The following is a 22847-nucleotide window of genomic DNA, read 5'->3' as shown; positions in this document are numbered from 1 at the left end:
CCGTCCAGGATCGGTCACGGTCGCAATACCTTTTCTTGCTTTGTGATTGCCACTTTGTCGTTGAACACACCGACTCGATCGGCCAGACGTAATAAAATTACGACCAATCGAAAGCCGGCGAATGACCCTCGAAATCTGCGTCGACGACATCACCGGCGTCGATTCGGCGGTTTCGGGGGCGCCGATCGCCTCGAGCTCTGCGCGGCGCTGGCGCTCGGCGGATTGACCCCGACGCCCTCGCTGATCGCCGCAGCACGCGACCTGCCCATCCCTGTCCATATGCTCGTGCGCCCGCGTGAAGGGGGCTTCCGGTACAGCGCACGCGAGGCGACACTGATCGCCGCGGACATCGCCGCGGCGGCTGACGCGGGGCTGGCGGGGGTCGTGATCGGCGCCAGCGCGGCGGATCATAGTCTCGATATCTCCCTTCTGACGCACCTCGTCGGCCATGCGCGAACCTGCGGTGCGGCGCGCGGGTCGCCGCTCTCGCTGACGCTGCACCGCGCATTCGACCTTTGCCCGGACCTTCCCGCAGCGCTCGAGACCGCGATCGCGCTCGGCTTCGATCGGATCCTGACCTCCGGCGGCGCGCCCAAGGCGATCGACGGCGTGCGGATGCTGGAGGCGCTCCACCGCGCCGCCGCCGGACGGATCGTCATTCTGCCCGGCAGCGGCATCGATGCGGGCAATGCGACCTGCTTCCTCGATGTCGGCCTGCGCGAGATTCATGCGTCGTGCGGCGCCACGCTCTCGCCGACCGAAACGGATGACGATACCCGCGAACGCCAATTCGGGTTCTCCGCCCCCATCGAAGGGTCACCGATGCACACCGTGTCCGCGACCTGAAGATGGTACTCGATTCCTTCGATCCGCAACTCGCTTGAACAATACCAATATATAACGTATCCCATTCCCCTGCTGTCGGTCCGCGCTTCGCAAAGCTCGTGCCGACACCATTGAAAGTCGCGTCCATGTCCTTTTCGACAAGCATTGGCAGGTTCCGGGATGGCAATCCCGCGCCGTTGTACGTTCAGCTCCAGCAACTGATCCGCGATGCGATCAACCGCAACGTGCTGGCCAAGGACGACGCGCTGCCGGCCGAACGCGATCTTGCGATAGAATACGACGTGTCGCGCATCACCGTCCGCAAAGCGATCGGCGGGCTCGTCGAAGAGGGCCTTCTGACCCGCCGTCGCGGTGCTGGCACCTTCGTCGCGACCCGCGTCGAGAAGAGCTTCTCGAAGCTGTCGTCCTTCTCGGAGGACATGCAGTCGCGCGGCCGGACGCCGAGCAGCGCGTGGGTCAGCCGGACGATCGGCATGGTGACGCCGGAGGAATCGCTGTCGCTCGGACTGTCGCCCGGCTCGGCGGTGTACCGGTTCCAGCGCATCCGCTACGCCGACGACACGCCGATGGCGCTCGAATATTCGACGATCGCCGGCTACTGCCTGCCGACGATCGATGCCGTCCAGGACTCGTTGTACGAGGCGCTCGAAACGGCGGGCAACCGTCCGGTTCGCGCGCTGCAACGCCTGCGCGCGGTCCATTTCAGCCCGGAGCATGCCAAGATGCTCGGCGTCGATGCAGGCCATGCCGGCCTGTTCATCGAACGCCGCGGCTTCCTGCGAGATGGCCGGGCCGCCGAATTCACCCAATCCTATTACCGTGGCGACGCGTACGACCTCGTCGCCGAACTCAACGATATCTGACGCCGGCGCACGGGCGCCGGCCGGGGGCTTACCGTGACCGAGACTATGACTGCGACCACTGCGTCACCGCAGACGCTGATGTACAGCGAGGCCGCCGAGGCCGCCGACGCGGTCGCGCGGCTGCTCGCCGCCAACCGTGAGGCGGTGGCCGCACTCGGGGAGCGCCTCCGCGCCGCGCCGCCTGCGGTGGTCGTGACCTGCGCGCGCGGCTCGTCCGATCATGCTGCGACTTACGGCAAATACCTGATCGAGACGCTGCTCGGCGTGCCGGTCGCGTCCGCCGCGCCGTCGGTGTCGTCGGTCTATGCCGCACCGATGGCGCCGGGCACCGCACTGGTGATCGCAGTATCGCAGAGCGGCCGCAGCCCCGATCTGCTCGCCACCGTATCCGCCTATCAGAAGGCCGGCGCGCATGTCGTCGCGTTCGTCAACGACGAGGGCTCGCCGCTCGCCGAGATGGCCGATACGATGATCGCGCTGAAGGCCGGGCCGGAGCGCTCGGTCGCGGCAACCAAATCCTATATCTGCGCGCTCGCGGCGTTCGCGGCGCTGACCGCGGCATGGTCGCAGAACGACGCGCTGACCAAGGCGATCGACACGCTCCCCGATATGCTGACGCTCGCATTCGGTGCAAACTGGACGTCGGTGGTCGATGCGCTGGCCGACGCAAACAACCTGTTCGTGATCGGTCGCGGCTATGGCTACGGCATCGCGCAGGAAGCGGCGTTGAAGCTCAAGGAAACCTGCGCGCTTCACGCCGAGGCGTTCAGCGCCGCCGAAGTCCGCCACGGGCCGATGGCGATCGTCAATGACGGCTTCCCGGTGATCGCGTTCGCCACCTCCGACACCGCCGGCGACGGCGTGCGCGAGGCCGCCGCCGAGTTCCGCGCACGCGGCGCCGTCGTCTGCCTCGCTGATGCCAAGGCGAACGGCGACACCGCCCCCGCCGCCTACACCGCGCATCCGGCGATCGAACCGATCCTCATGATCCAGAGCTTCTACCGCATGGCCAATGCCCTGTCGCTGCGTCGCGGCCTCAATCCCGATGCGCCTCTGCATCTCAGCAAGGTGACGAAGACGGTATGAGCGGGAACGGTATGAGTGCGCATGACATGAACGAGTCCCGGTTCCACGTCGTCAACGGCACCGTCGTTACCCGCGACGGACTAATGAACGGCGCGACGATCCGCGTCGTCGGCGACCGGATCGCCTTGATCACCCCGCTCGAGCGGGTCGCGTCCGAGGCGATCGACCTGGACGGTGGCTGGCTCGTCCCCGGCTTCGTCGACACGCAGGTGAATGGCGGCGGCGGCGTGCTGCTCAACGACCAGCCGACCGTCGAAGGCATCGCCGCGATCGGCGCCGCGCATGCGCCGTACGGCACGACCGCGTTCATGCCGACGCTGATCAGCGACACGCCCGACGTGATCGCGGCGACGCTCGACGCGATGGACGCCGCGATCGAGGCTGGCGTTCCCGGCGTCGTCGGTGCGCACATCGAAGGCCCGTGGATCAACCCCTCGCGCAAGGGCATCCACGACCCCGCCAAGTTCCGGCTGCTCGACGACGCGATGATCGAGCAGCTGATCCGTCCGCGAAAGGGTCGCGTGATGGTGACGCTAGCCCCCGAACTGACCGATGCGGCGTCGATCGCGCGGCTGGTCGAGGGCCGCGTGATCGTCAGCGCAGGCCATACCGATGCGGACTATGAGACGATCATCGACGCGGTCGGCGCGGGTCTCAGCGGGATCACGCATCTGTTCAACGCGATGTCGCCGCTGCTCCACCGCGCGCCGGGCGTGGTCGGCGCCGCACTTGACGACCGCCACGTCTATTGCGGGCTGATCGCCGACGGTTTGCACGTTCACGACGCCGCGCTGCGCCTCGCGCTCAACGCCCGGCCCAACGATCGCCTGATGCTGGTCAGCGACGCGATGCCGTCGGTCGGCGCGGTCGACAAGGATTTCCGCCTGCAAGGGCGCCTGATCCATGTCGAGGACGGCAAATGCTTCGGCGAGGACGGGACACTCGCCGGCTCGGACCTCGACATGGCCGGCGCGGTCCGCAATTTCGTCGCACGGACTCATGCCGACGTGCCCGCGGCGGCGGCGATGGCATCGACCAACCCTGCGGCTTTCCTCGGTCTCGGCCACGAACGCGGCACGCTTGCCCCAGGGCTGCGCGCCGACTGGGTCGCGCTCACCGCCGACCTGATGCCCGCGGGTACATGGATCGGCGGCCAACTGGTCGCAGGCAGGACGTAAAGCCATGAAGCCTATCATCCTGACGTCGCCCCTTCAGGGCTGGGCATCGCCTCTCGAGGCGGTCCCCGACCCGGTCTTCGCCGAACGGATGATGGGCGACGGGATCGCCGTCGACCCGACCGGCGACTGCCTGCACGCGCCGTGCGACGCGGTCGTGCTGAGCGTCCATGCGAGCGGCCACGCAATCACGCTGCGCACGCCCGAGGGCGCCGAGATCCTTATGCATATCGGGCTCGACACGGTGGCGCTCGACGGGCGCGGGTTCAGCCCTAGCGTGAGCGAGGGCGCGACCGTCCAGCGCGGCGACCCGCTGATCCGCTTCGACCTCGACCTGCTGGTCTGCGAAGCGCGGGCGGTCATCACGCCGGTGATCGTCACCAACCCCGAACGCTTCACGATCGTCCGCCGCGAGACGGACAAGCTGGTCGGTGTCGGCGAGGCGATGATGACGCTCGAACCCCGCGTCGATGCTGCCGACGTCGCTATAATCGAAGGCGACACGGTCCGCCGCACGATCGTCGTGCCGCTGGTCCACGGCATTCACGCACGCCCCGCCGCCCGGATCGGCGAAACCGCGCGGAAGTTCGTGTCCGAAGTCAAAATTACAAGGGATGAGCGCGACGGTAACGTCCGCAGCCCGGTCGCGCTGATGGCGCTTGGCGTAAAGCTCGGCGACGAAATCACGCTCGCCGCCACCGGTCCTGATGCCGCGGAAGCGCTCGCCGCGATCGGCGACCTGATCCTCGGCGGCATGGGCGAAAAGGCCGGATCCGTTGCGGCCCCCGCCGCCCCCGTGTTCCCCCGCGAAGGCGGGGGCCCAGGAATCACAAACGATGGCGCCCTTGGCTCCTGGCCCCCCGCCCCCGCGGGGGAACAGAAGGTCGCTGCGGGGAAGGTTTTGACTCTCCCCGCCGACGGCCGCCTGCCCGGCGTCACCGCCTCCCCCGGCATCGCGATCGGCCAAGCGGGACTCTTCCGCCTCACCGAGATCGCCGTGGCCCGCGAAGGTGCTGACGCAACCACAGAACGCACCGCGCTGGACGCAGCGCTCGCCACCGTCACCACGCGCCTAGCCAGCAAGTCCGCAACCGCCACGGGCGCCGAGCATGCAATCCTTTCCGCGCATACCGCCCTGCTCGACGACCCAACCTTGACCGACGCCGCCCACGCCGCGATCACCCAAGGCGACAGCGCAGCCTACGCGTGGCGCACCGCGATCCGCGCGCAGGCCGACGCACTAAAAGCCACCGGCGACGCCCGCCTCGCCGAGCGCGCCGACGACATGCTCGACCTCGAACGGCAGGTGCTCCGCGCGCTCGCCGGCGAAGACCTCGACGAACGCCTGAGCTTCCCGCTCGGCACGATCCTGCTGGCCGACGACCTACTCCCCTCGCATCTGCTCGGCCTCGACACCGCGTCGATCGTCGGCTTCTGCGTCGAGCGCGGCGGGCCCACCTCGCACGTCGCGATTCTCGCCGCGACGATGGGGCTCCCAGCCCTCGTCGCCGTGGGCCCAGCCCTCGCCGAGATCACGGCTGGCACGCCGCTGATCCTCGACGCCGGCGCAGCGCTGCTCCACGTCGCCCCCGATGCCGAGACGCTGGCGACCGCCCAAACCGCGTTCGACGCGCAAACCGAACGCCGCCGCGTCGCGCTCGCCAACGCCGCACGCGAATGCCGCACGCAGGACGGCGTCCGGATCGAAGCGTTCGCCAATCTCGGCTCGGCCGACGATGCCGAGGCCGCAGTCCGCAACGGCGCCGAAGGCTGCGGGCTACTCCGCACCGAATTCCTGTTCCTCGAACGCGACAGCGCGCCGAGTGTCGAGGAACAGACCGCCGATTACCAGCGCATCGCTGACACGCTCGACGGTCGCCCGCTGATCGTCCGCCTGCTCGACATCGGCGGCGACAAGCCCGCGCCCTACCTGCCCATCGCCGCCGAAGAGAACCCCGCGCTCGGCCTGCGCGGCATCCGCGTTGGTCTCGCGCACCCCGAGATGCTCGACGCGCAGCTGCGCGCGATCCTCGCGGTCCGCCCCGCCGGCCAGTGCCGCATCATGGTGCCAATGATCGCAAGCCTCGCCGAACTCCGCGCCGTCCGCGCCGCGCTCGACGCCGCAGCCGCCGCGACCGGCCACACCGAGCACGTCGCACTCGGCATCATGATCGAGACCCCCGCCGCCGCAGTCACCGCCGACCTGCTCGCCAGCGAAGCCGACTTCCTCTCGATCGGCACCAACGACCTGACGCAATATGCGCTCGCGATGGACCGCGGCAATCCGGCGGTGGCGAGCGATCTCGATGGGCTCCACCCCGCCGTGCTGCGCCTCATCGCGCGGACCTGCGAAGGCGGTGCGGTCCACGGCAAATGGACCGGCGTGTGCGGGGGCCTCGCGTCCGATCCGCTCGCCGTCCCGATCCTGATCGGGCTGGGCGTCACCGAACTCTCGTCCGCGCCAGCGCTCGTCCCCGAGATCAAGGCGCTGGTGGCGACCCTCACGATCGACGCCTGCCGCGCGCATGCCGCCGCGGCGATGAACTGCATCTCAGCCGCGGACGTGCGAACGCTCGCCCGGAGTTTCCGCCCATGAAGTCCGTGCTCGAAGCCCTCCAGCCGCTCGGTCGCGCGCTGATGCTGCCGATCGCGGTACTCCCCGTCGCCGGGCTTTTGCTGCGCCTCGGCCAGCCCGACCTGCTCGACATCGCCGTGCTCAGCGCCGCCGGCGATGCAATCTTCTCGCATCTCGGGCTGCTCTTCGCGATCGGCGTCGCCACCGGTTTCGCGCGCGACGGCAACGGCGCTGCCTGTCTAGCGGGCGTGGTCTGCTACCTCGTCACCACCCAAGGCGCGCAAGCCCTGATGACCGTCCCCGCCGACGCGCTCAAAGGCCTGGCCGGCGACACGATCGCGCTCGCCACCGCGGCGTGGAAGGCCAAGGCGATCGCCCGCCTCGACGTGCCGATCGGCATCCTCTCCGGGCTGATCGGCGGCAGTTTCTATAACCGCTTCTCGGCGATCGCGCTGCCCGAATACCTCGCCTTCTTCGGTGGACGCCGGTTCGTGCCGATCGTCAGCGGCGTCGCGGGCCTCGCGCTTGGCATCATCGTCGGCCTAGGCTTCGGCGCGCTCAGCACGGGCATCGACGGCCTTAGCTACGGGATCAGCGGTGCCGGCGGGTTCGGCCTGTTCGCGTTCGGGCTACTCAACCGCCTGCTGCTCGTTACCGGACTGCATCATCTGCTCAACAACATCGTCTGGTTCGTCGCGGGCGATTACCAGGGTACCACCGGCGATCTCCGCCGCTTCTTCGCAGGAGATCCGACCGCGGGCGCGTTCATGGCCGGGTTCTTCCCGGTGATGATGTTCGGCCTGCCCGCCGCGTGTCTGGCGATGTACCACGCCGCACTGCCCGAGCGCCGCAAAGCGGTCGGCGGCATGCTGCTCAGTCTCGCGCTCACCTCGATGCTGACCGGCGTGACCGAGCCGATCGAGTTCAGCTTCATGTTCCTCGCGCCCGTGCTTTACGCGATCCACGCCGTGCTGACCGGCGTGTCGATGGCGTTGATGGATGCGCTCGGTGTGAAATTGGGATTCGGCTTCTCCGCCGGGCTGTTCGATTATGTGTTGAACTACGGCAAGGCGACCAAGCCGCTGCTGCTGCTGCCGGTCGGCCTCGCCTATGCCGCGATCTACTACGCGCTGTTCCGCACCGTCATCAAACGCCTCGACTTGCCCACCCCCGGCCGCGAGCGCGATGCACCCGTCGCCGCAGCAAGTGTCGCCAAGAGCGAGCGCGGGGCCGCCTTCGCCGAAGCCCTCGGCGGCGCAGCCAACCTCACCAGCGTCGGTGCGTGCACGACCCGCCTGCGCCTGATCGTCGCGGACCAGGGTGCGGTCGATGAAGCCCGTCTCAAGGCACTCGGCGCCCGTGGCCTGATCCGTCCATCGGCCAATGCACTCCAGATCGTGCTCGGCCCGATCGCCGATTCGGTCGCGGTCGAGATCCGCGATGCCATCGCAGCAGGTGGTACGGCACCGGCAGCGATCGCCCCCGCCGCCAAGCTCGCCGACATCCGCTTGACCCCGGCGACGCTCGCAGCGCTCGGGGGCGCGGACAATGTCGAGGCGGCGACGCAGCACGGCACGCGCCTGCGCATTCGCCTCAAGGACGCCGACCGCGCCTCGGTTCCGGCGCTCGAGGCCCTCGGCGTTCACGCGATCGCCCGCCCCGCTCCCGGGCTGCTGCATCTGCTGACGACCCCGCACGCGACGGTCGTTGCATGATATTTCCGTAGCAAAGTCCGACGATATCAAAGCACCACTGCAAGATATGTGACACGTTCGGACACATACCGGGATATCGCTACAACAGCACGCCGCGAAAACATCCGCGCCCGCCAATAGACCCTATATTGTCATCTTCGCTCCATATCGGATCGATCGCACTGCGATCGCAATCATCGCGTCGCAGCTCGATCGATCTTTAAAGGGGTTTAGATGCGTAAGACTTTATTCTGCGGCGCGGCACTCGCGACGCTGGTCCTGCCGGCGATGGCGCAGGCGCAGTCGACCGGCACGGTGGATGCGGAATCGGACATCGTCGTCAGCGGATCGCGGGCCAAGCCCGACGTCAACGGCATCCAGACGCCCGATACACCAAAGGCGAAGGCGGTCCTGACGCAGGAACTGATCGAGCGTCGCACGCCCGGCCAGACGATCCTCGACACGATCAACCTGGTGCCCGGCGTCAACTTCACCAACAGCGATCCCTATGGCGGCTCGGGTGGCCAGCTGCGGATCCGCGGGTTCGACGGCAACCGCATCTCGCTGACGTTCGACGGTATTCCGCTCAACGATTCGGGCAATTATGCGATCTATTCGAACCAGCAGCTCGATCCCGAGCTGATCGAGCAGGTCAACGTCAATTTCGGCGCGACCGACGTCGATTCACCGACCGCCAGCGCGTCGGGCGGCACGGTCAATTACCGGTCGGTGATGCCGAAGGACAAGCTGGGCGCGACCGTCGCCTATTCGCACGGCACCAACGACATGAACCGCGTCTTCGCCAAGATCGATACCGGCGTGTTCACCTCGTTCGGGACTAAGGCCTGGGTGTCCGCCAGCGAGCAACGCTACGACCAGTTTCGCGGCTCGGGCGAGATCAACCGGCAGCAATATAATGCCAAGCTGTACCAGCCGATCGGCAGCAAGGGCGACTTCATCGCGTTCGGCGCGAACTACAACCAGAACCGCAACAGCTCGTACAGCAACCCGACGCTGGCCAATATCCGCACCACGCTCGGCACGACGGTCGTGCCGACGACGGGGTCAGCGCCGCCACGCCGTACACGCTCGACTTGAACAACGCGCAATACGACACGGTCTTCGACGACAAGACCAACGCGTATCTCTACGACGCCAGCTGTTCGCTGCCCTCGGCGAGCGGCGTCAACGGCACCAGCCAGAACGACCGGTCGTCGTGCGGGAATGCGGCGTCGACGGCGATCAACCCATCGAATACCGGCAATTTCCGGGTCAACTCGCGCTACACGCTGACCGACAAGCTCGTCTTCACGTTCGATGGTGCGTACAGCTTTACGCGCGCCAATGGCGGCGGGTCGGCGGTATTCGCAGAGAGCAATGCGAACGCGACCAATGCCGCGGGCACGGCGGCGGCGACCAGCGTCTACACCTATCAGCTCCAGCGATTGGGTGCAGGGACCGCGGCGGGCGTCGACATCAACGGCGACGGCGACACGCTCGACTATGTCCGTGCGTATTTCCCGTCGAACACCCGCACGCAGCGCTTCACCGCGATCGCCGGGCTGCGCTATGACATCGACGCCGACAACGCGGTCCGCTTCGCCTATACGTGGGACCGCGCCCGCCATCGCCAGACCGGCGAGGCCAGCCTGCTCGATGCAAACGGCAATCCGTACGATGCGTTCAGCGCGCTCGACGGCGAAGGCAGTTCGGCGATTCTCGATGCCGCCGGCAACGTCGTCAACAAGCGCAACCGCCTGTCCTACGCGATCCTCCACCAGGTTTCGGGCGAGTATCGCGGCTCGTATTTCGGCGATGCTCTGAAGCTGACGCTGGGCCTGCGCGCACCGTTCTTCCGCCGCAACCTCACCAATTATTGCTACACGATCCCCGGCAATTCGAGCGACGGCTATTGCACGTCGCAAACCGCCGAGCGGGTTGCCGCCAACGCGACCACGGCCACGTACGGCGCGCCCTACAAGAACCGCATCAAGTCGTACAACGCGGTGCTGCCGAACGTCGGCATGACCTATGCCTTCACCCCGAATGCGAGCATCTTCGCCAGCTACGCTAAGGGCTTCTCGGCACCGCGCACCGACAATCTGTACGCGTTCGACGACGTCAAGATCTCGCCCGTCGCGGAGGTGAAGCCCGAAAAGACCGACTCGTTCGATCTCGGGCTTCGCTATTCGTCGCGGCTGATCCAGGCGCAGCTGGCGGGCTGGTACATCCACTACGACAACCGCATCATCTCGACGCTGACCACGCTCGAGGGTGGTGGCACGCTGACCACCGATCGCAACGTCGGCACGGTCAAGAGCAAGGGCGTCGATGCGAGCCTTGGCATCACCCCGATCCGCAACATCTCGCTCTACGGGTTCGCCTCGTACATCGACGCCAAGCTACAGGACGATGCGGTCGACCCGACCACCGGCGCGATCACCGCGGCGACCGCGGGCAAGTTCGTCGTCGAGACGCCCAAGTGGCAATATGGCGGCCGTGTCCAGGCATCGTTCGATCCGGTGTCGATCGGCGCCCAGGTCAAGCATGTCGGCCAGCGTTACGTCACCGACGTCAACGACCTGATCGCCGCGGGCTACACCACGGTCGACCTCGACGCGCGGTTCGATCTGGCGTTTGCCGGGCTCGACAAGACGTTCTTCCAGCTGAACGTCTCGAACCTGTTCAACGAACGCTATTTCGGCAATCTGAGCACGGGCACCTCGTCGGCGAGCACCACGCGCTACACCTTCGGCGCGCCGCGCACCGTGATCGGTTCGGTCCACTTCGAGTTCTGACCACCACCGCCCCGTCGTCCTGCTGGATGACTCCTGCTGGACGACGGGGCGACCTTCGCATCGGGTCGCCGAACAGGCGGCGCACGAAAAAGGGCGGGGTGGTGACCACCCCGCCCTTTTTCATGTCCATCAGCGCTGCCCCTCCCCTTGCGGGGGAAGGGGGACAGGGTCTCCTAGAACTTGACGTTCGTGCTGACGAAGAAGGCCCGGCCGTACGGGTCGTAGGTCGACGGGTAGGTGTTCGCCTGCTGCTGGTTGTCACCCATGATCGGCGGCTGCTTGTTGAAGATGTTGTTGACGCCAACCGACCAGGTGAAGCCCGGCTTGATGTCGAACGCCGCGGTCAGGTCGAAATAGTGATACGCCTTGATCCGCTCGACGGCATAGATCGTACCGCTGTCGTCGTCCTTCACCGGCGACAGATAGCGATAGAGCACCGACACGGTCACCGGACCGGTCGAATAGGTCGTCCGTCCCGACAGCCGCCACTTGGCATAGGGATTGCCGCAGGTCTGGCCGAACTTGCCCGCGCAGTTGATCGTCAGATCGGGAATGGCGGCGAGCGGGTTGTAGTTGAACGCGATCAAACGCGTCCCGCTGAGCCGGAAGTCGAGCTTGCTCGTATCAGCCCCGAACGCACCGAAGCCGAGCGGCAGGCCGTAGCGCGCCTCGAAATCGACACCGCGGGTGGTCACGCCGCCGGTATTGGCGAGCGTGTTGACCGCATCGGTGATCGCATAGCTGTTGGAATCGCGCGGTAGCGACGCACAATAGCTGGCGTTGTACGGCGTATACCCGTTGTCCGCATCGCCGTAGCAGGCACGGATCAGGTTCGTGGTGCCGACCGTCGAGATGTAGTTGGCGATCTTGATCTTGTAGTAATCCACCGTAAGCGAGAAGCGCGGGAGGAAGCGCGGCTGCAACACGATGCCGCCCGTATAGGTATCGGAGGTTTCCTCGCGCAGCGCGGGGTTGCCGCCGTTGACCGTCTGGATCTGCGTGCTGCCGCCGTCATAGGCGGTACCGATCAGCGAGGCCGGGACGCCCGTCGAAAGGCAGCTGGCGTTGAGGTTGGTGTTCGTCACCGCGACCGCGGTCGTGCACGGATCGGTTGCCGCCGGGAAATCCTGCGACGACCCGCTGTAGAGATCGGACACGGTCGGTGCCCGCACGGCGCGCGAATATTGGCCGCGCAGCGAGAGGTCGTCGATCAGCGACCACACTACGCCACCCGAATAGGTGTTCACCGACTTCGCCGCGGTCGAATAATAGGAATAGCGGTACGCGCCGTTCACCTCGAGCTTCTTGATCAGCGGGATGTTCGCCAGCAGCGGCACCGCGACTTCGGTATAGGCTTCCTTGACGTCATAGCCGCCGCTCAGGCCTTCGCCTGCGTTGAAGCCGACGACGTCGCCCGACGACAGCGCGAAGTCGGGATTGTAGCTGCCGTGCTCACGGCGATATTCGGTGCCGAACACGATACCGACGGGGCCTGCGCCCAGATCGAACAGGTTGCGGTTCGAGATCGACGCGCTGGCGACCTGCTCGCTGATCGTGCTGGTGTTCTGCGCCGGGATGGTGATGAAATCGGCGGCGGCCGCACTGATGTTGCCCGTGCCGAAGATGTTGAGCGGTACGCACCCGTTGCTGGTATCCGAGCAGACCAGATTGCCGCTGGCATCATAGGTCGTGCGCAGCGCCTGCAGCACGCGGCTGCGCGAGACGTTGCCCGACTGGGTCTCGGTCGATTTGGTGCGCGAGTAGCTGTAATAGGCGTCGTAGTTCCAGCCGCCGCCGATATCGCCATTGGTGCCGAGCACCGCGCGATAGGCGGTGTTGTCGAGGTTCGACACACGCGAGCCGACTTCGGTCAGGCGGCGGTAGATCGTCGAGGTGACATAGCCGTCGCCGTCGGTGTCGAGACCGCGAAGAAGCGACTGCGAGCCGGCCGACAGGAACGACGAATCCACATCGAGTGCGACCGATCCGGTGAACGGCGTCGGCGCGAGTTGGTTCTTCACGCGGTTGTTGATGAACTGGCCCTCGGCATACACGTTCAGCGCCGGGCTGACCTCATAATGCGTCTGCGCGCTCATCAGGAACCGCTCCTGCGGGACCTGGAGATAGTTTGCGGGGGCATAGTTATACGCGTCGGTCGATGCGTTGTACGGCGTGTAGCTGCCGTCGGTCTCGAACTTGCGGTTGACGCCGCCAAGCGCGAAGCGCGTGCCTTCGATCGAGCCCGAGCCGCCCGCGATCAGGTTGCCGTCGCCGTCGTCGACCAGCGCCTGCTTCGAATAGTCGCGTGCCGACTGGAGGATGCCGTTGCGCTTGGTGTAATCGAAATAGATCGTCGCGTTACCGCGCCCATCTTCGAAATTGCCGCCGAGCAGCAGGTTTCCGTTGAAGGTGCCGCCGTCGCCCGCCTCGTTGATGCGGTAGTTCGCATTGGCCTGAACGCCGCTGAAGTCCTTCTTCATCACGAAGTTGACCACGCCCGAGATCGCATCCGACCCGTAAACCGCCGAGCGGCCGCCGGTGACGATGTCGACCCGCTCGATGAGCGCCGCCGGGATGGTGTTCAGATCGACGACCTGGTTCGAATCATACGCGACGTACCGGCGATTGTTGACGAGCACGAGCGTACGCGTCGAACCGAGCCCGCGCAGATCCGCGGTCGCGACGCCGCCGCCAGGATTGTTAGAGGCGCCAGTCGTGCTGGGGATCAACTGCGGCAGGTCCTTGAGGACGCTCTCGACGTTGATCTGGCCCGACAGCGCGATCTCCTTGGCGCTGACGACGGAGATCGGCGACGCCTGCTTCAGGCTGTCGCCACCGAGGCGCGAACCGGTCACGACGATCGTGTCGCCGTCCGCTGGCTCGGCCTGACCGGCGGCAGGTGTCGCAGCGGGGGCAGGATCGGCGGGCAGAGGCTCTGCAGTCTGGGCCCAGGCCGGACCGGCGATACCCAACAGGAGAGAGGACGCCAAAAGGCGTGCGCGGAAATCGAGACGCATGAATATACTCCCTGAACCGCGATCCTTGACCGCCGCGGCAGATGTTGTGGGGTACGGATAAGGTCCGCCACTCAGGTTTGCGGTGCGATTTCCCGCTCGACAAGCGGTGTTCCGGTGCTCTCCTCATTACGCCGCAAGGTGTCGTCTTGCGAACACGGTTCTATTCATCGCCTTTCATAAAACTGTCATACCGTGACGGTTGTTACAGGCTCGTAACGCAGCGCGGGTCCCGCAATACTCTTGGCAAAGACGATACGCCGGATCCGGACGCCCGGCGTGGTCGGCGCGCCCCAGACGACGCGCTTCGCAGCCGCCCAGCCGGAGCGCTTAATGTCGTCGAACCGGACGGTCCGGCGGATCGAGGGATACCCAGCCGCGCTCACTGGAACGTCGCCCCGGCGGCGATCGCCTTGGACGGGCTCAGCCCCTGCTGTTCGAGAAACTGGTTGAGCCCCGCGACCAGATCCTGGGCGGCGCTGCTGGTCAGCGCGATCCGGCCGACGACGACGCGGTCGACGCTCGGCGGCTGGCGCGCATGGTCGCAGCGCGCACTCTCGAGCGTCAGCACGATCACGCCGCTCAGGTTCGCCAACCCGGCGAACCCGGTCGCAAAGATCTCGGGCGCAAAGGGATTGTCGACGATCGGCGGCGACGCGGCGGGACGGATGGGTTCGGGTGCCGGGACACCCTTGATGGCAACACGCATGATCGGCCTTTCTTCAGACAGGCGCAGCATTGGCCTGCACCGCGGTCGCTACCGATCACGAATGTCCTGGAAATGTCCCCGCCAGCGATCCGTGACACGACTGAGACATATCACCCCAGGCGCCCGGCGAGCGTCCCGGGTCCCGGGTCCATCCCAGGCGATATGTTGCACGGCTGCGAACTTGCGACATATCGGAACATTCCGGGGAAACATGCCCCCCATAGCGCCGCGGTTCACTCCCGGAGACGCAGGCATGATGTTCGATTTAGGCGCCGGTTCCCTGGCTTTGGCCATGGCTGGAACGATGACGACGCCGGTCGCGCCCGCGCAGTCTGCCCCGCAGACCGCCGTACCCACTGCCGTACCGAACCAGATGACGCCCGCGCCTGTGCCCGTCGGCCGCATCATCAAGACCCTGCGCGTCGAGGGTTCGCAGCGGATCGAACCGGAAACCGTCCTCAGCTATACCAAGCTGCGCGTCGGCAAGCCCTATACCGCCGAGACGCTCGACCAGGCGCTGAAGGACCTGCAGGCCAGCGACCTGTTCGCCGATTACTCGATCGCCGGCGTCGCCGACGGCAACATCGTGCTGCGCGTACGCGAGAACCCGATCGTCAACCGCATCCTGATCGAGGGCAACAAGGCGCTGAAGAGCGACAAGATCACCAAGGAGATCAAGCTGGCGCCGCGCCAGATCTTTACCCGCACCGCGGTACGCCAGGATATCGCGCGGATCCTCGAACTCTATCGCCGCCAGGGCCGGTTTGCGGCGGTGATCGACCCGAAGATGGTCAATCTCGACCAGAACCGCGTCGACGTCGTGTTCGTCGTCAGCGAGGGTCCGAAGTCGAAGGTTCGCCAGATCAACATCCTCGGCAACGCAGTATTCTCCGAGGCGCAGATCCGCGCGCAGATGGCGACCAAGCAGGCGCGGTTCAGCCGGTTGCTGTCGTCGGCGACCAGCTACGATCAGGATCGCCTGAGCTACGACCAGCAGAAGCTCCGGCAGTTCTACCTGACGCAAGGCTATGCCGATTTCCGCGTGACCTCCGCGGTCGCCGAACTGACGCCGGACAAGAAGGACTTCATCATCACCTATGTGGTCGAGGAGGGGAAACGCTACAAATTCGGCGACGTCAGCGTCGACAGCCAGATCCGCGACTTCGACAGCAAGAAGCTGGCCGCCACGCTGCCGCTCAAGAAAGGCGACTGGTACAATGCCAAGCTCGTCGAGGATTCGGTCGACAACCTCAGCCAGACCGCAGGCCTGTTCGGCTACGCCTTTTCCGAAGTGAATCCGGAGTTCCAGAAGGACGCCGACACGCTGACGATGGGGATCAACTTCAATATTGCCGAAGCCAAGCGGACATACGTTGAGCGCGTCGAGATCAACGGCAACACGCAGACCAAGGACAAGGTCGTCCGCCGCGAGATCCGCCTCGCGGAGGGCGATGCCTTCAACAGCTTCCAGGTCAAGCGCTCGGAGGACCGGATCAACTCGCTCGGCTATTTCCAGGACAAGATGACGATCAAGCAGTTGCCGGGCTCCGCGCCCGACCGCGTGATCTTGGAAACCAACCTCGAGGAGAAATCGAGCGGCGAGCTGCAGCTGTCGGCCGGCTATTCGAGCCTCGAAAGTTTCATCGCCTCCGCCAGCATCACGCAGCGCAACTTCCGCGGCATGGGCCAGGAACTGCGCGCGAACGCCAGCCTGTCGAGCTACTCGAAATCGGTCAGCCTGGGCTTCACCGAGCCGTATATGTTCGACACCAACGTGGCGCTCGGCGGCGACATATTTCGGCGCGACTACAGCTCGTACAGCACCACCGGCGACAGCAACGACACCACCTACGAACAGGTTTCGACCGGATTCCAGATCCGCGCGGCCGTTCCGCTCACCGAATATTGGTCGGCCACCGCGCGCTATGGGCTGTCCTACGACCAGGTCACGCTCGACGAGGACACCTATTACACTAATGGCGTCTGCGATCCCGCGATCGCCGGGACGTATCTGTGCGACGCGGTCGGCAATCGCTGGACCTCGTCGATCGGCTATTCGCTGGTGTTCGACAACACCAACAGCCGCCTGCGCCCGACCAAGGGCAGCAAGTTCAGCGTGAGCCAGGACTTCGCCGGGCTCGGTGGCGACACCAAGTACATCCGCAGCACCGCCAACTACACCAAGTACATGAACCTCGGGTCGAGCTTCATCCTGTCGGCGCATGCCGAGGGCGGGTATATCAAGGGACTGGGGCAGGACGTCCGGCTGACCGACCGCTTCTATCTCGGCGACCCGCAGATGCGCGGGTTCGACATCCGCGGCGTCGGCCCGCGCGTGACGCGGACCTATTACGATACGTCGACGGTGCCTGCGACGCTGTCGAGCACCAGCAGCTCGAACACCCAGACCGCGCTCGGCGGCACCGCCTATTACCAGGCGCGGCTCGAGCTCGAACTGCCTCTCGGCGCCGGCGCGCGCGAGCTGGGGCTTCGTCCGTCGATCTATATGGACGTCGGCGCGGTGTTCGGCGGCAAGACTCCGACGCTGACCGACACCTGCGCGACCGCCAACGCGACGTCGGTCGCGTGCGTTGCGGGCACCCGCCAATATACCAACACGGCGGGCGATCTTCTGTATCTCGATTCGGCCGGCGCCAGCACCACGACGAACACCGGCACGCCCTACACCTATTCGCTCGGCACCTATAAGGAGACTTATTCGGGCAACACCGCCAGCCCGCGCCTGTCGGTCGGCGTCGGCGTCAACTGGACCTCGCCGTTCGGCCCGCTGCGGATCGATCTGGCGAAAGCGCTCCTCAAGGCGCCCGGCGACGACAGCAAGCTGATCACCTTCAACGTCGGCGGGCAGTTCTAATGGGCATCGATCGTCCCCCGCCACGGGGAGGATCGGGAGGTCGCCAGACGTGAAGTCGGCCTGTCGGAATCACGGCGCTTGCCGCGCTCTCCCGATCCCGCCAGAACGCGGGCAAACTCAAAGAGGATGCCGCCATGTCCGTGAAGATCATCGCCTTCGTCACCGTGAAGCCCGGCAGCGAGGATGCGTTCGTCGAAGCCGCCCGCGTTTGCGTCGCCGCGTCGCGCGCCGAGCCGGGCGTGCTGCACTACGACCTGTGGCGCGAAGCGGATGGCGAACGCCGCTACGTCTTCAACGAGCTCTATGCCGACGACACCGCGGTCCAGCACCACATGGCGTCCGATCATTTCAAGGCGTTCGGCCTCGCCGCGCGCGATCTCGCCGCCGCGCGCCCGGTGATCATCCAGACGCACGCCGTCGACGTCGTCGCCTGAGCAAGCGGACGATGCGCGTCGTGATGGCGGGGCTCGGCGACATCGCGCGCAAAGCCTATCTCCCGGTGTTGGCCGCGATGCCGGGGATCGAGCTCCACCTCGCCACGCGCAACCGCGATGTGCTCGCCGCACTCGGCGCGACCTACCGGATCGCGCATCGCCACGACAGCCTCGACGCGGCGCTGTCCGCGACGCGCTTCGATGCCGCGTTCGTCCATTCGGCGACGCCCGCGCACCCCGCGATGGTTGAGACGCTGCTTGCCCACGGTGCCGCGGTGCTGGTCGACAAGCCGCTCGCGGATACGTTCGACGCGGCCGCACGGCTGGTCGATCTCGCGCACCGCCAGGGCCGCCTGCTAGCCATCGGGTTCAACCGCCGCTTCGCCCCTGATTATGCCGCGCTGCGCAGCGAACCCCGCGCGTTCATGCTGATGCAGAAGCACCGCCACGCGCAGCCCGACACCCCGCGCCGAGTCGTGTTCGACGACTTTATCCACGTCGTCGACACGCTCCGCTTCCTGGCCCCCGGCCCGATCGAGCGGACGCAGATCGAGACGATCGTCCGCGACGGTCTGCTGAGCGGCGTCACACTGACGCTCGCCGGCGATGGCCATCACGCGATCGGCACGATGCAGCGTGAATCCGGGCTCGACGAGGAGCGGCTCGATATCATCGCTGGCGACCGCCGCCGCTCGGTCCTCAACCTGTCCGAGACCCGCGACCAGAACGGCACCGACACGCACGCCCGTCGCGGCGACTGGACCCCGGTCACCCGCCAGCGCGGCTTCGAAGCGATGTGCACCAACTTCCTCGCCGGCGTCCGCGAAGCCCGTCCCACCGCCGCCGAAGACATCCTCGCCACCCACCGTCTCTGCGAAGACATCGTCCGCCATGCGGAGGCAGGCAAGCAATAGGGTCAGCCGGTCTTCCACGGGCTGTCCGGAGTGGGAAGGAAAGCGGACAGGCCGACTTTGGGGCTGAAAGCGCGGCTTACTGAATTCCTAGATCAGGAACGACCTCGCCCTAGACAGACGAGCAACCAAACCGCGGCGATATTGATTCCAGCCGCTCCGAGCGCGATCCACAGCAAACTAAGGTTCCGCTCGTGGTCTGTAGGGCAGCTAACCACGCCGCCAGGGAGGCAATCGCCGACAACGGGACCAAGCATGGTCGAAAATGCACCTTATCCACGATGCCCCTCATAATAACCATCTACCATCTTGTAGTGAATTACAGGCCCTACCCCTCACCAGCTAGGGTCACTGCGTGTACAGGTTGCAGGTCGACGGCGTAGAGGTCGGCGCAGGATTATACATTTGAGAATAATCTCGCCGGTCGCGCACCACAAACGACGCGATATAGTGGATCGTCCGCGGCGGCGCGAGCCATGCACCGAACAGTGGTTTCGTCCGATAGTTTATCTCGACATACATCACCCCTGCGCCGCCAGGGGCCATGATCGGGGTCGAGCCGTTGTCGCTGATACCCAGCGGGAGGTCGTACCCCTTGTCATTCACCGTAGCCGTGCTGCCGGCCGTCGTAGCCACGTTGGCTTTGAACTGACCGTCGAAACCCGTGCCGCTTTGAGCGCCGATACACCGCTGCCAGTGGATGCGCTGTACCGGTTGCGTGTCATAACTTTGCGCGACGTTTTCCAGGCTCGACAGCGTGATGCGCCCGTTCGCGGTCAGACTGATACCTGCACCCTGGTACCGCGCCGCTTGGAGGATATCGTTCACATCAACTTCGCGAAGCTGCTGCGTCGCCAGGTTGCTGTAAGCCCCGACACGAGAAGCGTTATCGGCGAGGTTCAACGCGATCTGGCTGACCCGCATGTGGACAATCGCCAGGTTCGCTAATTCGACGCCGTAGCATCCGACCAACAGCACGATTGGCGCAGAAAGGGCGAACTCGATGAGCGCCAAGCCGGCTCGGTCGCGATAGAAGCCGAGAGCGAACCTGCGAAAATTGCCCTTGATCATGTGCATATCGTTGCGTTGGCGGAGACTGTCTGACCGGCGTAAGGCTGGTTCTTTAGCAGCGTGGTCGCTGCGATTGTCTGCATCGGCGACAATTTCATCAGCCCGGCCACTGGGAACAGACGCGGATAGGTGATCGTCATGGTGTATACCGTCACTGCGCTCGCCCCGCCTTGGCCGTTCAGGCCTGGGTCGGTATCCCACGCGCCGTTGCCGTTTACGTCCGTGTAACATTCGCCGGGATCGCGAACTCCGTTGCTGTTCGCGTCAGTAAACGGCTCGGGAGCGATTTCGCTGAAAGTGTCGTAGCTCTTGCGGGTTGAACACCACGTTCCGGTCGATCCCGAGGGCGCGCAATTATTGGTAAGATTTTTGATCAATGGCGTCATCAGCGTGATGACCTGTCCGTCGATGGTAGCGGCGTTGCTGGCGCCGCCTTCGAGCGCCGAATCCCGTGCCGCTTTCTGAATGGAGCCATTGAGGATGGACTGCGCATAGGCCTGGTACAGCAGATCGCCCAGACCCATCATTATCAACAGCATGACCGGGCAAACCAAAGCGAACTCGATCAGCGTCGCGCCGCGCCGATCTTTCGCCAGCCGCTCGCGGAAGAGCACTATCACTTCGTGATCCGCAGCATGGCAAGGTGCTGAGCAATCGACGTAAACGCTGCCGACAGGCCGTTGCCGCTAGTGGTGAAGAGCGCCTGGTTCGTCGTCGTCGCGCAGGTCTGCAACGGCGTCGATGTACTGGACGCGATCGCGACCGTCCACACATCGACATTGCGCGCCTTGGCGGCCGCGCACGCGGCAAGGAACCGGGCGTTATGATAGCTCGTCAGTTTGCTGGTGTCGCCGTTGGCAACCCGCTTGTCATAATCCTCATAGCCGTACATCGAATAGGAATTGCTGTTCGGAGACATTACGCCGTCGGTAAGGAACACGATCACCCGGTTTGGCGGGTTGCGACCAGCCCATGTGGCGGTATCGTTCGCCCAAGCGCCGGTGGGTGAAATCAGGCGACTGCCCCAGATCATGCCCGTATCGTGGTAAGTGCCGCCCTGCGGCACGAAATCGGTCGCATACAGGTAATTGTAGATGTCGCTTCGCGCCATCACGCCAAGCCTCTTTACCGGCTTGCCACAGGCAGAATAGCCGCTCTGCATCATTGTAGTAGAACCCAAGCTTGGACGGTTGTTGTTGTCGTCACCATTGGTGTAATCGGTGGCGGCAGTGCGCCAATATTCGATATCCTGCATATGCGGCCACCACCGCTTTGCCCCGCTCGGCTTCGCGTCGGGGTCAAGGTCGGAAGGCAGACTGTTTGTTGCGAAAACGGTCTGCCCGGGGTTTTCAACCGGTGTTTCGACGCATCCGAGCCACTGCGTTTTAGAACCGTCAACTGCGGTGGGATCGGTCATCGACGATGCGCCGTTGACCAAGGAACTCACATCCCATTGCAGTTGTTTATACTCCCATCGCGGGCCAAGCGTGTCCACCCTTAGGACACAATAGCTGCTCGAGAAGAAACCGCCCGTAGTCTTCCAGTAATAGTATGTGCTCGTCGCGGATCCCGATGAATTGTATGTCAAGGGGGTGGAGGGATTACGTACAGGTGCCCCCTTACAGACTGCTTCGGATCTATTATTAGGGGTGCTGTCGGATGTCGAAGATACGTAGTCGGCAATAACACGTCGCGACTGGTAATAGGGCTGGTCCGACGATCCACCCGAACCGACAAGATAGCTGGGCGAGACGTCCAAGATCGCTTGTCCAGGATTCACGACCGAACTGTACGAGACAAAGCCGTAGCGGACGTTCGTAGCGGGATCTGCATTAGCCGCGAACGCATCGTAGAAGCTCAGTACTGCTTTACGAAGCGCTTCAATGCGCGACACGTTGCCCCCGTTCGATAAGAGCTCATTTACGGCATAGCCCTTGCTGCCGGCATAGCCCGGTACGCCGCCGCTTGTCGGGCGCGTATAGGAATATGTGCCGGTCCCGCAGGTGTCGGGGCCGCCCGGTAGGCACGCCATTGAGCCCGTCGTATCCAGCACAAACATGACATCGGTATCGGCAACGTCGTACCGCGCCTGACAATTTACCGCGATCGCTTTGTCGGGCATGTTGAAGATCTTCATCAATGTCATAGGCACCGTGGTCGAGGCGGTACCGGCGACCTGGCTATCGCTGGTCTTGGTCGGCGTGAAGGCAACGTCGGTGCTTCCCATCCAGCCGGTCTTAAAGTTGTTGGAAAAGAAATTTTGCGCTTGCGTCACTGCAGCCGGATCGAGCGTGCTGTTGGTGCTCGTCATGAACTTGCGGCCCGCAAGGACCCCTGCATCACACGCTTGCTGAAGGCGCGCTTTGACGACGTAGAGACGCGCGACGTCTACCGCAGATCCGGCCAGTCCCAGCAGCGGAATGAGAAACGCGGCCATCATCGCCAGCGTGTTGCCGCGCCGGTCGCGGACAAGGCGCATGAGGAAGCCCGCGCGCGCGCGGTTGTCGCCAGACGTTGTCATGAAAAATCCACAAGCTCTGCCTCGTTACTTGGGGAGGCGTGTAAGCGCGCAGCCCATAAATCCGACTGAACCAAAATGATTAATTATGCGGCCACAAATCCGATAACCCACATATCCGATAACGACGTGCAGCTTTCTCCGTAGCCAATAATCAAACAATAGAGCCGCCTTCTCGCAAAGGGGATGGAGCGGGAGAGCCCCCCGCCCGATGGTGCTGACAGCCGTCCGATTTGTTGGATGAGACCAGACGGGAGCGCTCACCATGCGATCCCCAA

General features: G+C 64.9%; 17 protein-coding genes. 11 read left to right on the top strand and 6 right to left on the bottom strand.

What is annotated here, in order from left to right; translation table 11 throughout:
* The first annotated feature begins 222 nt into the window (after positions 1-222).
* The 8 genes from QP164_RS17230 (at position 223) to QP164_RS17195 (ending at position 11037) form a co-directional block, all read left to right on the top strand.
* Positions 223-846: a copper homeostasis protein CutC gene (locus tag QP164_RS17230; RefSeq protein ID WP_333923918.1), complete on the top strand. Its 624-nt coding sequence runs from the start codon at positions 223-225 to the stop codon at positions 844-846.
* 125 nt (positions 847-971) lie between these two features.
* Positions 972-1709 carry a GntR family transcriptional regulator gene (locus QP164_RS17225; protein WP_132737137.1) on the top strand — a complete coding sequence of 246 codons (738 nt, stop codon included), beginning with the start codon at positions 972-974 and terminating at the stop codon, positions 1707-1709.
* Between the two features lie 45 nt (positions 1710-1754).
* Positions 1755-2795: an SIS domain-containing protein gene (locus QP164_RS17220; RefSeq protein WP_333924293.1), complete on the top strand. Its 1041-nt coding sequence runs from the start codon at positions 1755-1757 to the stop codon at positions 2793-2795.
* Between the two features lie 26 nt (positions 2796-2821).
* Positions 2822-3973, top strand: a complete 1152-nt coding sequence (gene nagA, locus QP164_RS17215) for an N-acetylglucosamine-6-phosphate deacetylase (protein ID WP_333923917.1) — start codon at positions 2822-2824, stop codon at positions 3971-3973.
* 4 nt (positions 3974-3977) lie between these two features.
* Positions 3978-6566, top strand: coding sequence for a phosphoenolpyruvate--protein phosphotransferase (gene ptsP, locus QP164_RS17210; protein ID WP_333923916.1), 2589 nt, complete (start codon positions 3978-3980; stop codon positions 6564-6566).
* Complete coding sequence (nagE, locus tag QP164_RS17205; RefSeq protein ID WP_333923915.1) at positions 6563-8260, top strand: N-acetylglucosamine-specific PTS transporter subunit IIBC; 1698 nt, start codon at positions 6563-6565, stop codon at positions 8258-8260. Before ptsP ends, nagE begins: the two co-directional genes overlap by 4 nt.
* 213 nt (positions 8261-8473) lie before the next feature.
* The gene (locus tag QP164_RS17200) at positions 8474-9337 is read left to right on the top strand and encodes a TonB-dependent receptor plug domain-containing protein (protein WP_333923914.1); all 864 of its coding nucleotides are present in this window, start codon (positions 8474-8476) and stop codon (positions 9335-9337) included.
* Complete coding sequence (locus QP164_RS17195) at positions 9334-11037, top strand: TonB-dependent receptor (protein ID WP_333923913.1); 1704 nt, start codon at positions 9334-9336, stop codon at positions 11035-11037. Before QP164_RS17200 ends, QP164_RS17195 begins: the two co-directional genes overlap by 4 nt.
* A 173-nt stretch (positions 11038-11210) precedes the next feature.
* Here QP164_RS17195 and QP164_RS17190 read toward each other — a convergent pair whose 3' ends face one another.
* The 3 genes from QP164_RS17190 to QP164_RS17180 form a co-directional block, all read right to left on the bottom strand.
* Positions 11211-14054, bottom strand: a complete 2844-nt coding sequence (locus QP164_RS17190) for a TonB-dependent receptor (RefSeq protein WP_333923912.1) — start codon at positions 14052-14054, stop codon at positions 11211-11213.
* A gap of 185 nt (positions 14055-14239) precedes the next feature.
* The gene (locus QP164_RS17185) at positions 14240-14437 is read right to left on the bottom strand and encodes a hypothetical protein (protein WP_333923911.1); all 198 of its coding nucleotides are present in this window, start codon (positions 14435-14437) and stop codon (positions 14240-14242) included.
* Positions 14434-14760 carry a hypothetical protein gene (locus QP164_RS17180; RefSeq protein ID WP_132895950.1) on the bottom strand — a complete coding sequence of 109 codons (327 nt, stop codon included), beginning with the start codon at positions 14758-14760 and terminating at the stop codon, positions 14434-14436. Before QP164_RS17180 ends, QP164_RS17185 begins: the two co-directional genes overlap by 4 nt.
* A 253-nt stretch (positions 14761-15013) precedes the next feature.
* Between QP164_RS17180 and bamA the strand changes: the two genes are divergently transcribed.
* The 3 genes from bamA (at position 15014) to QP164_RS17165 (ending at position 18983) form a co-directional block, all read left to right on the top strand.
* Complete coding sequence (gene bamA / locus QP164_RS17175) at positions 15014-17635, top strand: outer membrane protein assembly factor BamA (protein ID WP_443027459.1); 2622 nt, start codon at positions 15014-15016, stop codon at positions 17633-17635.
* A gap of 134 nt (positions 17636-17769) precedes the next feature.
* On the top strand, positions 17770-18069 hold the full coding sequence (locus tag QP164_RS17170; RefSeq protein WP_332755706.1) for a putative quinol monooxygenase: 300 nt from the start codon (positions 17770-17772) through the stop codon (positions 18067-18069).
* Between the two features lie 11 nt (positions 18070-18080).
* Positions 18081-18983 (top strand): Gfo/Idh/MocA family protein, encoded by a 903-nt coding sequence (locus tag QP164_RS17165; protein ID WP_333923909.1) that lies wholly within the window; start codon positions 18081-18083, stop codon positions 18981-18983.
* Positions 18984-19328: 345 nt separating this feature from the next.
* Here the strand turns inward: QP164_RS17165 and QP164_RS17160 are convergent, their stop codons facing one another.
* Genes QP164_RS17160 through QP164_RS17150 form a run of 3 tightly spaced genes read right to left on the bottom strand, consistent with a single transcriptional unit; the run spans position 19329 to position 22572 of the window.
* Positions 19329-20051 (bottom strand): TadE/TadG family type IV pilus assembly protein, encoded by a 723-nt coding sequence (locus QP164_RS17160; protein WP_333923908.1) that lies wholly within the window; start codon positions 20049-20051, stop codon positions 19329-19331.
* On the bottom strand, positions 20048-20665 hold the full coding sequence (locus QP164_RS17155) for a TadE/TadG family type IV pilus assembly protein (protein ID WP_333923907.1): 618 nt from the start codon (positions 20663-20665) through the stop codon (positions 20048-20050). Before QP164_RS17155 ends, QP164_RS17160 begins: the two co-directional genes overlap by 4 nt.
* 2 nt (positions 20666-20667) lie before the next feature.
* Positions 20668-22572, bottom strand: coding sequence for a TadE/TadG family type IV pilus assembly protein (locus QP164_RS17150; RefSeq protein WP_333923906.1), 1905 nt, complete (start codon positions 22570-22572; stop codon positions 20668-20670).
* Between the last annotated feature and the right edge of the window lie 275 nt (positions 22573-22847).

Origin of the sequence: Sphingomonas sp. LR59, from assembly GCF_036855945.1 — a bacterium.
In the GTDB taxonomy this organism is placed as follows: Bacteria; Pseudomonadota; Alphaproteobacteria; order Sphingomonadales; family Sphingomonadaceae; genus Sphingomonas.
The sequence above is the reverse complement of the archived record's forward strand: the minus strand, read 5'-3'. Positions and strand labels throughout refer to the sequence as shown.

Bases quoted from the DNA above. Each gene is read 5' to 3' on its own strand.
- QP164_RS17150 (WP_333923906.1), bottom strand. From the start codon at position 22,572: ATGACAACGTCTGGCGACAACCGCGCGCGCGCGGGCTTCCTCATGCGC.
- ptsP (WP_333923916.1), top strand. From the start codon at position 3,978: ATGAAGCCTATCATCCTGACGTCGCCCCTTCAGGGCTGGGCATCGCCT.
- QP164_RS17180 (WP_132895950.1), bottom strand. From the start codon at position 14,760: ATGCGTGTTGCCATCAAGGGTGTCCCGGCACCCGAACCCATCCGTCCC.
- QP164_RS17160 (WP_333923908.1), bottom strand. From the start codon at position 20,051: ATGATCAAGGGCAATTTTCGCAGGTTCGCTCTCGGCTTCTATCGCGAC.
- QP164_RS17170 (WP_332755706.1), top strand. From the start codon at position 17,770: ATGTCCGTGAAGATCATCGCCTTCGTCACCGTGAAGCCCGGCAGCGAG.
- bamA (WP_443027459.1), top strand. From the start codon at position 15,014: ATGATGTTCGATTTAGGCGCCGGTTCCCTGGCTTTGGCCATGGCTGGA.
- QP164_RS17220 (WP_333924293.1), top strand. From the start codon at position 1,755: ATGACTGCGACCACTGCGTCACCGCAGACGCTGATGTACAGCGAGGCC.
- QP164_RS17165 (WP_333923909.1), top strand. From the start codon at position 18,081: ATGCGCGTCGTGATGGCGGGGCTCGGCGACATCGCGCGCAAAGCCTAT.
- nagA (WP_333923917.1), top strand. From the start codon at position 2,822: ATGAACGAGTCCCGGTTCCACGTCGTCAACGGCACCGTCGTTACCCGC.
- QP164_RS17225 (WP_132737137.1), top strand. From the start codon at position 972: ATGTCCTTTTCGACAAGCATTGGCAGGTTCCGGGATGGCAATCCCGCG.
- QP164_RS17200 (WP_333923914.1), top strand. From the start codon at position 8,474: ATGCGTAAGACTTTATTCTGCGGCGCGGCACTCGCGACGCTGGTCCTG.
- QP164_RS17190 (WP_333923912.1), bottom strand. From the start codon at position 14,054: ATGCGTCTCGATTTCCGCGCACGCCTTTTGGCGTCCTCTCTCCTGTTG.
- nagE (WP_333923915.1), top strand. From the start codon at position 6,563: ATGAAGTCCGTGCTCGAAGCCCTCCAGCCGCTCGGTCGCGCGCTGATG.